Source organism: Pseudoalteromonas galatheae (assembly GCF_005886105.2).
Classification (GTDB): domain Bacteria; phylum Pseudomonadota; class Gammaproteobacteria; order Enterobacterales; family Alteromonadaceae; genus Pseudoalteromonas; species Pseudoalteromonas galatheae.
Map to the genome: position 1 here is coordinate 850,531 of NZ_PNCO02000001.1, position 11,970 is coordinate 862,500.

The 11,970-nt window shown below is 43.1% G+C and carries 9 protein-coding genes and 1 rRNA gene (1 of these 10 only partly in view); all 10 read left to right on the top strand.

What is annotated here, in order from left to right; genetic code table 11:
* The first annotated feature begins 29 nt into the window (after positions 1–29).
* The gene (locus tag CWC29_RS03685; protein WP_138524690.1) at positions 30–2,822 is read left to right on the top strand and encodes a monovalent cation/H+ antiporter subunit A; all 2,793 of its coding nucleotides are present in this window, start codon (positions 30–32) and stop codon (positions 2,820–2,822) included.
* Positions 2,822–3,163 (top strand): Na+/H+ antiporter subunit C, encoded by a 342-nt coding sequence (locus CWC29_RS03690; RefSeq protein ID WP_010370832.1) that lies wholly within the window; start codon positions 2,822–2,824, stop codon positions 3,161–3,163. Before CWC29_RS03685 ends, CWC29_RS03690 begins: the two co-directional genes overlap by 1 nt.
* On the top strand, positions 3,160–4,674 hold the full coding sequence (locus CWC29_RS03695; protein ID WP_138524692.1) for a monovalent cation/H+ antiporter subunit D: 1,515 nt from the start codon (positions 3,160–3,162) through the stop codon (positions 4,672–4,674). Before CWC29_RS03690 ends, CWC29_RS03695 begins: the two co-directional genes overlap by 4 nt.
* Positions 4,675–5,211, top strand: a complete 537-nt coding sequence (locus CWC29_RS03700; RefSeq protein ID WP_128725532.1) for a Na+/H+ antiporter subunit E — start codon at positions 4,675–4,677, stop codon at positions 5,209–5,211.
* The gene (locus CWC29_RS03705; RefSeq protein WP_010370838.1) at positions 5,205–5,474 is read left to right on the top strand and encodes a K+/H+ antiporter subunit F; all 270 of its coding nucleotides are present in this window, start codon (positions 5,205–5,207) and stop codon (positions 5,472–5,474) included. Before CWC29_RS03700 ends, CWC29_RS03705 begins: the two co-directional genes overlap by 7 nt.
* A 9-nt stretch (positions 5,475–5,483) precedes the next feature.
* Positions 5,484–5,810, top strand: a complete 327-nt coding sequence (locus tag CWC29_RS03710) for a Na+/H+ antiporter subunit G (protein ID WP_010370840.1) — start codon at positions 5,484–5,486, stop codon at positions 5,808–5,810.
* A gap of 217 nt (positions 5,811–6,027) precedes the next feature.
* A complete protein-coding gene (locus CWC29_RS03715; protein WP_128725533.1) occupies positions 6,028–8,142 on the top strand; it encodes a methyl-accepting chemotaxis protein in 2,115 nt (704 codons plus the stop codon).
* 103 nt (positions 8,143–8,245) lie between these two features.
* A complete protein-coding gene (locus tag CWC29_RS03720) occupies positions 8,246–10,168 on the top strand; it encodes a DNA topoisomerase III (protein ID WP_138524694.1) in 1,923 nt (640 codons plus the stop codon).
* A gap of 78 nt (positions 10,169–10,246) precedes the next feature.
* Positions 10,247–11,104: a tetratricopeptide repeat protein gene (locus CWC29_RS03725; RefSeq protein ID WP_138524696.1), complete on the top strand. Its 858-nt coding sequence runs from the start codon at positions 10,247–10,249 to the stop codon at positions 11,102–11,104.
* 624 nt (positions 11,105–11,728) lie between these two features.
* Positions 11,729–11,970 (top strand): 16S ribosomal RNA (locus tag CWC29_RS03730); it runs 1,291 nt beyond the window's last position.

Sequence of the window (11,970 nt, forward strand, 5' to 3'; positions counted from 1 at the left end):
CATAACGACGCAAATAAAAGGTTTCATCTATGACTTTATTTTGGATACCCTTGCTATCCTTAATTGGCAGTTTTATCTCTGCATTTACGGGAAAGCTTTCCCGTAATCAGTCGACTGCTATAACCTTAGTAGCGCCAGCAGTGGCAATTTTACTTGCTGTTGATCTCGCCCCTGCCGTTTTTGCAGGAGAGACTATTCGGTACACATTTGAATGGGTTCCGCTTCTAGATATTAACATCGCGTTTAGACTGGATGGTCTTGCGTTGCTGTTCGTTTTCATGATCTTGGGCATTGGTATGTTGGTTATCTTCTATGCCAGATACTACCTTAGTCCCAATGATTCCATGCCTAAACTTTATGCCTACTTAATGCTCTTTATGACCGCTATGCTTGGTATCGTTATGTCTAATAACGTATTACAGCTGTGGCTATTCTGGGAGCTTACCAGTATTAGTTCATTTTTGCTTATTAGCTATTGGTGGCATAAGTCAGAAGCCCGCAAAGGGGCGAAAATGGCACTTGCTATCACAGGCGGTGGCGGCTTAGCGCTGCTCGCTGGCTTGATGTTGATAGGAGATATTGTTGGCAGTTATAACCTCGATGTGATTTTATCGAGTCGTGAGCTTATTCAATCTCATGCATTGTATGAAGTGGCGTTAATCCTTGTGCTACTGGGCGCATTTACTAAGTCTGCGCAATTCCCATTCCATTTCTGGTTACCGCACGCGATGGCTGCACCAACGCCTGTAAGTGCGTACTTGCATTCTGCGACTATGGTGAAAGCTGGGATATTCTTACTGGCACGCTTTTATCCTGCGCTAGCGGGTACAGAGCTGTGGTTTATCCTCGTAGGTTTAACTGGCTTAGCAACGCTGCTCGTTGGTGCCTATATTGCGCTATTTAAACATGATCTAAAAGGCCTTCTGGCGTTTTCAACGATCAGTCATTTAGGCCTGATTACTTTATTACTTGGTCTGGACACTGAACTTGCGACTGTTGCGGCGGTTTTCCATATTATTAACCACGCAACGTTTAAGGCCTCTTTATTTATGGCGACGGGGATCATCGACCATGAAACGGGCACTCGTGATATGCGTAAGCTCAACGGTATGTGGCGTTTTATGCCCTATACCGCAACGCTTGCGATGGTTGCCGCTTCTGCGATGGCAGGGGTGCCGCTACTTAATGGTTTCTTGTCTAAAGAAATGTTCTTTGCCGAGACGCTACACCAGCAACTTCTGGGCTCTATGTCATGGCTAATTCCAATTTTGGCGACAATCGCCGGTGCATTCTCTGTAGCGTATTCGGCGCGATTTATTCATGACGTATTCTTCAACGGAGATCCAATTGACTTGCCTAAGGAGCCACACGAAGCACCACGCTATATGCGTTTTCCAATCGAAATCTTGGTCGCTTTATGTTTGATAGTGGGCATGTTCCCTAACTTTATCGTTGATGGCATGTTAAAAACAGCATCAAGTGCGGTATTAGGGGAGGCTGCGCCAACCTTTGAGGTTGCTATTTGGCATGGCTTTAACTTACCACTGCTTATGAGTGGCCTTGCGGTATGTGGTGGTTTATTAATTTATACTCAGCGCAAATATCTATTCCAATTCCAAGCTTCATTACCGCCAATGAACGCAAAGAAAACCTTTGAACGCACTATGTACAACATAGTGTCTTGGAGTCGCGCGCGTGTAAACGCAATAGAAAATGGTTCGTTACAGCGTTATCTAATGCTGATGTTTATTGTTGTGTTGGTGAGTGCTGGTTGGCCACTGTTTGAAATGTCACAGTTAGTGGGTAATTTAGAGCCGACGCCAATTGATGTGCATAACGGTATCGGGGCTGGCTTATTAATGATTGGGGCAATTGGTACGGTTATTTGGCATCGTACTCGTATGGTTGCACTGCTGATGATTTCGGTTGTTGGTCTCATGGTGTCGGTTGCTTTCACACGCTTTTCAGCACCGGATCTGGCGCTTACTCAGTTAACGGTAGAAGTTGTAACCATTATCCTGTTAATGCTTGCGTTATTCTTCTTACCGCAAAGAACGCCGAAGGAATCAAGTTCTATTCGCGTACTACGTGATATTGGTATTGCTTCAGCAATTGGTGTGATCATCGGAAGTATTAGTTACGCCTTAATCACAAGACCACTAGACAGTATTTCTGAGTTCTTTATTGCAAATGCCAAGGTTGGCGGTGGCGGGACGAATGTTGTTAACGTTATCTTAGTAGATTTCCGTGGTTTTGATACGCTAGGTGAAATTACCGTTTTGGGTATTGCGGCGCTTGGAATTTATAAGTTGCTCATTAACTTACCACTATTTATGCCTGGTAGTGATAGTGAAGGAAGACCTTGGGCGAAAGAGAGATATCCACTACTGCTAGCAAGTATTTCGCAAAGCTTATTGCCTTTGGCGTTGTTGGTTTCGGTTTATATTTTCTTGCGTGGCCACAATCTTCCAGGTGGTGGATTTATCGCAGGTCTAATCACGGCAATAGCCTTTATTTTACAATACATTGCTCATGGTTCGAATTGGATTGCAGAGCGCTTTGATGTCAATTACCGCAAGATTATCGCAACGGGTATCGCTATTTCTCTGGCAACTGGTGTAGGTAGTTGGTTCTTCGGCAAACCATTCTTAACCTCATGGTTTGATTATTTTGATATCCCATTGGTAGGTAAAACTGAGTTGGCAAGTGCCATTGCATTCGACCTTGGTGTTTATATCACCGTGGTAGGTGCAACGCTGATGATTTTGGCGAGCCTAGGTAAAGTAACGGCAAATGCGCCCAAAGAAGAGGTGAATATTTAATGGAATTGCTTTATGCATCGTGCGTAGGCTTACTAGTAGCCTGTGGCGTATTTTTGATTCTACGAGCAAGAACATTCCCTGTTGTTCTTGGTTTAACTATGTTGTCTTATGCGGTTAACTTGTTTTTGTTCGCATCGGGTAGATTGACCTTAAACAAAGCTGCCGTGCTCGGTTATAGCAGTGAGTATGCAGATCCACTGCCGCAAGCTTTGGTATTGACGGCTATTGTTATCGGATTCGCGATGACGGCATTTGTTGTGATATTAGCTATCCGCGGTCGTTCAGATTTGGGTAACGACCATGTAAATGGTATTGTTCCTGACAAAAAGGGTAAAGCATGATCCAACATTTGACTTCTTTGCCTATTTTATTACCTATGTTGGCAGGGGTGATCCTGCTGATGCCACCGTGCGGGAAAAACCTAGCGATTAGGCGTAAAGTCTCTGTACTTATGTCGCTGATTACGTTTGCAGCTTGTGCCTCACTTTTACTACATGTTCAGCAGTCTGGCATTCAAGTTTATGCGATTGGTAACTGGCAAGCACCGTTTGGCATTGTGCTAGTTGCTGATCAACTTTCTACTTTGTTAGTCAGCTTAACCGCTTTGTTGTGTTTTGTGTGCTCGCTGTATAGCTGTGCTGGAGATGACGAAAGAGGAAGCTTCTTCCATCCGCTACTGCACTTTTTGGTGATGGGGGTAAACGGTGCCTTTTTAACTGGTGACGCGTTCAACCTATTTGTATTCTTTGAGATTTTGTTGATAGCATCTTATGCGCTGTTAATGCATGGTGGTGATAAGCATAATACCCGTGCGTCACTGCAATATGTGATCCTAAACCTAGTGGGTTCGTCGGTATTTTTGATTGCATTGGGTATCTTGTACGGTGTGCTTGGTACTCTAAACATGGCGGATATGGCGTATAAGATCACGTTCTTACAAGGAGACGATGTTTATCTTGCTAAGATTGGTGGCTTGTTATTATTGGTTGTATTTGCACTAAAAGGTGCCTTGCTACCGCTTCACCTTTGGCTACCAAACACCTATGCAACCGCGTTACCTGTTGTTGCTGCTTTATTTGCAATCATGACTAAAGTGGGTGTGTATTCGATGATGCGCGTTTATACGCTGATTTTTGGCGACCAAGCTGGTGAATTAAGTCATATGGCACAAGAGTGGCTATGGTGGCTTGCACTGGCGACTATCGTCATGGGTGGAATTGGTGTGCTTGCTAGTCAAGATTTGCGCAAGCTGTCTGCAAATTTAGTGGTGGTGTCGGTTGGTACCTTAGTGGCATTAGTCGCCGTCCAAACGGTAAATAGCAGTGCTGCAGCCATTTACTATTTAGTGCACTCGACATTAGTGTCAGCTGCATTGTTCTTACTCGCTGATTTAGTGGGGAAACAAAGGGGCAAAGTTGCTGACAGGATCACTGCGGGTCGTCCAGTGGTTCAACCTATGTTACTTGGGATCATGTTTGCAATTGCCGCAATTACTGTGATTGGTATGCCACCGTTATCTGGTTTTATTGGCAAGGTATGGATCTTAAAGTCGACTATTGAGTCGAGTCATACATACTGGTTTTGGGCGGTATATTTGTTGGTAAGCTTAGCGGTACTGGTTAGCGTTTCAAAAGCCGGAAGTACCGTGTTTTGGCATCATACCGGTAAGGTCGATACACAATCGGCAGAAAAAGCGCATCCAGCCCAAATTATCGCAATCCTGACCTTGATAATTTGTGCGCCGTTAATGGTGATTTTCGCCGGCCCATTGACTGATTACGCATTGTCGGCAGCCGACTCTTTGCACGACTTTTCTAGCATGACTAATGCAGTGTTAAAAGGAGCGAAATAGATGCGTTTAGAAGCAAAGTTTAAATGGCTACCAACGCCATTTCGCAGCTTATTATTATTTACTGTGTGGTTGTTGCTGAATAATAGCGTGTCAGCTGGGCATCTTATTCTCGCGACCATTCTAGCTATTGTGATCCCGCTTATTACCTATCGGTTTAGGACTAAGCAACCACTGATCATTAAGCCATGGCGTGCGCTTACTCATTTGTTGTTGGTGCTTTACGATATTATTACCGCCAACGTTGAGGTGGCGATAAAGATCTTAGGACCTACGAAAAAATTACGCCCCGGTTTTGTGTTGGTGCCGCTCGATATAGATCAAGCTATGCCAATTACTATTTTAGCCAGCACGGTATCGTTAACTCCTGGTACCGTAAGTGCCGAGGTATACCCTTGGCCCGAGTCGGTAAAAAGTGGCGAAAAACCAGAACGTAAATACTTACTGATCCATGTGTTAGATCTTACGGATGAGAAAGCATTGATTGAGACTATTAAATCTCGTTATGAAGCGCCATTGAAGGAGATTTTTGAATGCTAGAAACTGTAATTCTTATTGTCTTTGCGATGATAGGTGTATCACTTTTGTTAAACCTGTGGCGTTTAGTTGTCGGGCCTTCAATTCCAGATAGAATTTTAGCGCTGGATACCATGTACATAAATACCATTGCCCTTATTATTCTATACGGAATGAGTATGGGGACAGCATTGTACTTTGAAGCTGCATTATTAATAGCGATGCTTGGCTTTGTAAGTACGGTTGCGGTATGTAAGTATTTGCTACGCGGCGACATCATAGAGTAGGAGAGCGATATGTCAGAATGGATAATTTCGATTTTATTACTGTTAGGTGGTGCGTTTGTATTGATAGGCTCTATTGGCCTTGTGAAAATGCCTGACTTTTTTATGCGCCTCCACGGTCCTACAAAAGCGACAACGCTTGGAATGGCCTGCTTATTGACCTCGGCAATGGTGTATTTCAGTACCACAACTGACGGCGTAAGTGTGAAGGAAATATTGATTTCGATATTTTTGCTGCTCACTGCCCCCATTTCTGGGTATATGCTGATTAAGTCAGCAATACATCACCGTTTGCCAAGTAATGAAAAGACGACTGGCAAAGATAAGATAAAAAAATAGTGCTTCGGCGCTATTTTCTTTATCTATCGCTTTATAATTTATTTCTCAAAATTTTCCTCCTAAGCACCATAAATTTCAGTACGTTATTAATTTTTTTGCTACAGTTAAAAAAGGCTTCATAGTTGCCGATAAAAATAGGGGTCACTCGTTTTATCAAGTTGATGATGAACGTGTAGTGCAATTTGTTTGCATACTAAGTCTAAATACTGGGAATGTTATGAAACAAGCTTCGATTAAAAACAAACTCTTACTCTTTGTAACAGCATTAGTAACGAGTTTGGTTGTTATATTAGTGACAACAATGTGGTTTCACCTTGCAGCAGAAAATACCAAGCAAAGTGAAGGGGTCCAACAAGCGATTTATGATGAAATATCCCAAGGCCTTATTGCTAAAGGTAATCAATATGGGCAACGCGTGGCTGGCTTTATTAATGAAGCCTATCGTGTTCCTTACACTTTGGCTGGTGTGCTATCTCATACCACCAAGCAGGATCCTCTGAGCCGTGAACAAGTGCAAGAGATTGTTTATGGTGCGCTAAAGCAAAATCGCTTTGTATCTTCTATGTATGCACAGTTTGAACCGAATGGTTACGATGGCAATGATGCCAGCAATCAAGATGGTTCGAGTCACTCCGTGCCGGGCGCCGGTACCTTAGAGCTCTACTTTACTCAAGAAGCCGATGGTCCGATGCAACAAAAAGTTGAGTCGGCAGAAGAAAAGTATGCCGATGTAATCAATGAATTTGGCCTACGAGAAGCCGAGTGGTATTTGTGCGCAAAAGATAAAGTTGCACCTTGTATCATGGAACCCTATTTATATGAAATTTCTCCGGGCAACCAAATGTTGATGACTTCATTGACCACTCCAGTCGTGGTCAATCGTCAATTTAGAGGTTTGGTGGGCGTGGATGTAAATTTGCCTATTTTCCAGACCATGGTTGACGAGCTCTCAAACTCACTTTACTCAGGAGCCGCTAAAGTAACCTTATTAAGTGAGCTTGGTCTTGTTGTGGGTTCCAGCCACTACAAGAACCTAGCACGTCCACTTGCTGAGTCGACAAAGTCTGATAGGGCTGAGGTGTTAAAATCACTGCACACAGGCTCTGGGATTAAAGAGTTTGGTGAGGATTTAGTCGTAGCTGTACCGATTAAAATTGCGTTACCAAACACCACTTGGTCTCTTGTAATTGAGCTTCCTAAGGCAATTGCACTTAGCTCTGCAACCACCCTGCAAAGTCAGCTTGAGGAGTCGACAGATTCTGTTGGTCGTTGGATGCTTACCATTGGAGTTGTTATTGCGGTTATAGGCATTGCCATTGCGGTAGTATTAGTGAACACAATTATTGGCCCGCTTACGCATATTCAGGAACGAGTCGAGAACTTAGCGTCTAGCGAAGGTGATTTAACGCATGAGCTAGAAGTGAGTCATCATGCAGAGTTAATTGCCTTGGCACATGGTTTTAATCGCTTTACTGATAAACTGCGCAAGATGATTGATGACCTCAAAGGCCTTGCTGAATCTTCCTACGAGCAGTCACATCGAACAACTGAAGCCGCAATTAACATCAAAAACAAAGTTGCCAATCAGCATCTAGAGATAGACAGCGTAGTAACCGCAATTAACGAGCTCAGTGCGACGGCCTCCGAGGTGGCTCGGGCGTCTGAAAAAGCGGCGGCAAGTACGAATCAAGCCGCTGATCAAGTTCAGCAAAGTGAACAAAGCATCATTAAAACGACCGAAACGGTGCAATCAATGGCGGATCAAGTCATTGATGCAAAACAAGCAGTGGTGAAGGTATCAGAACGCAGTGATGATATTTCCAAAATACTGGAGGTGATCAGAGCCATAGCAGAACAAACTAACTTACTGGCCTTAAACGCGGCAATTGAAGCTGCAAGGGCAGGGGAGCAAGGACGTGGTTTTGCGGTTGTTGCAGATGAAGTTCGAGCTTTGGCGTCAAAAACACAAGCATCGACGGACGACATTAGTAAACTAATAGATAACCTACAGAGTGAAGTCGCGAACTCAGGCCGGATCATTGAGAGCTCTGTACAGCTAGGCGAAGATGCAGTGAGTTATTGCCAAGAATCAGCTAGGTTAATGAGCACGCTAGTAGCTGAGTTGACAAGCATTTCTAATGAAGTAACACAAATTGCTACGGCGGCGGAAGAGCAAAGTATGGTGACCGAAGAAATTAATACAAATACGACGGGCATTTCAGATGCTGCTGCTGAGCTTTCGAAGTTCGCAGATGAGGTTGAGCAAGCGGCCAGTTCTATGACGCAGATAGTCGAACAAAAGCATAAGCAACTTAATTTATTAAGAACGTAAGTTTGCTGGTTTGCAAAGAGACTGGAGACAGTCTCTTTGCAGCTATGGCGTTTTTCGTCAAAATTCACTATGATAACTGTATCTATATACAGTTAAGCTAATCATGAAACTCTATATCGCAGAAAAACCCTCTTTAGGTCGAGCAATCGCCGATGTCTTACCAAAACCACATAAAAAACAAGATGGTTATATAGAAGTTGCGAATGGCGATGTGGTTTCTTGGTGTATAGGTCACCTGTTGGAACAAGCTGAACCTGAAGACTACGATGCCAAATACAAAAAATGGCAGTTTCAAGATTTACCAATCATGCCTACTCAGTGGCAGTTCAAAGCTAAGCCAAAAACAAAAAAGCAGCTTAGCACTCTAAAAAAGTTACTCACAAAAGCTGATGAAATCTACCATGCTGGAGATCCTGATAGAGAAGGACAATTGCTCGTGGACGAAGTATTTCAATTCGTAAACTTGCCAGACCGAAAAAGAGCAACGATCCGACGCTTGTTGATCAGTGATTTGAACCCGCAAGCTGTGAAAAAGGCATTGGCTTCGACACGGCCTAATCAAGAGTTTGTTCCTTTAAGTGTATCTGCGCTTGCAAGAGCTAGAGCGGATTGGCTTTTTGGTATGAATTTAACCAGAGCATTTACGTTGGCAGGGCAAAAAGCGGGAGTGAATACTGTTTTGTCGGTTGGTAGAGTGCAAACTCCCGTACTTGGCTTGGTTGTTAGAAGGGATTTAGAAATAGAGAACTTTGTATCTAAACCATTTTATGAGGTGATTGCACACATCAATAAACCACATTGGGGAGTTTTTGAAGCTAAGTGGGTACCAAGTGAAGCGTGTAAGCCCTATATGGACGAAGATGGGCGTGTTCTGGTTAAGGCCTTAGCCGAAAACGTTGCGGATCGGATCAGTCAAAAGCAAGCAACAATAACTAAGGTTGAAACGAAACCAAAAAAGATAAATCCGCCGCTACCCTATAACCTCTCTTCTTTGCAGATTGACGCAAATAAGCGCTACGGTTTATCGGCTCAGCAAGTGTTGGATATTTGTCAGGCACTCTATGAGAAACATAAACTGATCACTTACCCTAGATCAGATAACCGTTATCTACCACAAGAACATTTTGTTGAAAGAGAGCAAGTCATTGCGGCTGCTAAGCACAATCAGGGAATAGAAAGTAAGTTTATTAAGTTAGCTGACATGAATTTAAAAGGAGCGTGTTGGAATGATAAAAAGGTAGAAGCGCATCACGCTATCATTCCAACCACTAAAAAGCTTCGCAGTGCTCAGCTTGGGCATAGAGAGTTGCAGGTCTATCAACTCATCTCTGTACAGTACCTCGCGCAATTCTTCCACCCCTATCGCTACAATGAAACCAAAGTCGAGTTGGAGATAAGTGGTGGCCAATTCAAAGCACAAGCGAAGCAAATAACAGATCAAGGATTCAAGGTACTGTTTAAAGGCCAAGAGGTAGAAAAAGAAAGCCTATTGCCGGAATTAGAGGTGGGAGAGCAACTTTTGTGCGAGAAAGGTGAAGTTAAAGAAAAACAAACTCAGCCGCCAAAGCATTATACTGAAGCCACCTTATTAGGTGCGATGACAGGTATTGCACGGTTTGTTTCCGATCAATCTATCAAAAAGGTATTGAAAGACACTGACGGGCTTGGCACTGAGGCGACGCGGGCCGGAATTATTGAGCTTTTGTTTAGGCGGCAGTTTCTTAGAAGAGAAGGCAAGACAATATATTCTACTGGGCTGGGAAAGGCATTTATTCAAACCCTACCTGAGTCACTTTCATTACCAGACAGAACTGCGCTCTGGGAGTCATTGCTCGGAAAGATCGCCAATAAGGAAACGTCGTATAATCAATTTATGCAACCGCTTTGTGATGAGTTAGGTGGATTTATTGACAGCGCTCAGTCTATCAATACGAATGCACTGAAAGGTGTTCCTGTACCTGCATTTAAAAAACGCGGGGCAAGAAAGGGGAAGTTTACTCGAAAGAGAAAGCCAAGCTCTGCATAATTGTTTTCTTGGCTTGGTTGTAAATCCAGATAGTGTCACTATATCAACCATATTAATTACTCAGACAGAAAATAGAATATGAGCAATAAAATCCAACTAACTCCTGAAAACATTCAGCAAGTAATAACCGATCCAAATCCAGAGAAAGTGTTATTACTAACCTTTTATAGCAATCAAAACCCTGAATGTGTTCAGCAAGACCAAATATTGGAAGGGATCGCGGCCGCTTATAGTGAGCACATAACCATAGGTGTTATCGACTGTGATGTCCAACAAGCTCTGGCATCTCAACTCGCTCAGCAAATTGGTTTACAAGCTTTGCCAACGATTGTGATTTTAAAAGGTGGTGCGCCGGTAGATATGCTGGCAGGGGCAAAAACAGAAGAAGAAATTAAAGAAGCTCTGTCTGAGCATTTACCATCACCTGAAGTTATTTTACTTGATCAAGCGAAGCAATTCCTCGCAAGCGGCGACCTAAATAATGCCTTTGGTTATGCGAAGAAGGCATACGACATCGACAGTAGTAATACTCGGGTTAAGTTGGTGTTTGCGGATATCTGTATGCAAATTCAAAAATTTGATGAAGCTCAAGCGTTATTAGATTCTGTAAATGAAGAACAGCGAGACCCGTATTACCACAATTTAGTCGCTAAATTGGCGCAAGCTGCGGCTGCACAAGATTCACCAGAGGTAAAGCGTCTAGAGCAAGCGGTCGAAGCTGAGCCTGATTCATTAGACTTACGTTGTCAGCTAGCCCAAGCTCAGTTAGATGTGGGTAAAAAAGAAGAGGCATTGGCAAGCCTACTTATGGTGCTTAAGAAAGACATGAACTACGGTGAAGCCAAAAAGGGATTTTTAGATATTATCGCTTCGCTGCCTGATGGCGATAGTGTTGCTTCAGCATATCGACGAAAGCTATATAGTCTTCTTTACTAAAAGAATAGATAGTTGAATATCAAGATACAGGTGAAAATTTCTTCAACTGTATCTTGCATCCTCCCAAATTTGATCAATACTTATGATCCCTTCGCGAAAACTGGTGACAGTTTTATGAAGAAAATATTGCATTAATGTGGTTTTTAAGCGGTTTTGTGTGTTTTCTGTTCGAACAAACCTTTTTTATAAGTTTTAATGAAAAAAGGGTTGCACTAAAATCGGATCTCCCTATAATGCGCATCCACCGACACGGGGAGCAGCGCTGAAAAGCAATGAGCCAACGAGTTGGTAGTCGAGTAAAACTTAGCTTTGAAAACTTCTCAAGAAATTCAAAATTAAGTGTTGACAAAAAATCGGGAATGCTTAGAATGCACATCCCTCGAAACAACGAAATGTTTCGAAATGTTCTTTAAAAATATGAAGCAATCATCTGTGTGGGCACTCGTACAGATTGAGTTCTAACAGCAGATTCTAGTTCGCTAGATGACGCAAACAAATTTAGAGTCTCAATTGAACTGAGTGACCAACAGAATAAACATAGTTTATTCAGCACAGTCAATTCGATACCGAAAGGTATCAAAATCAGAATTCAATGAGCATGAAACTTAGGTTTCAAAAAACTTTTAATTGAAGAGTTTGATCATGGCTCAGATTGAACGCTGGCGGCAGGCCTAACACATGCAAGTCGAGCGGTAACATTTCTAGCTTGCTAGAAGATGACGAGCGGCGGACGGGTGAGTAATGCTTGGGAACATGCCTTGAGGTGGGGGACAACCATTGGAAACGATGGCTAATACCGCATAATGTCTACGGACCAAAGGGGGCTTCGGCTCTCGCCTTTAGATTGGCCCAAGTGGGATTAGCTA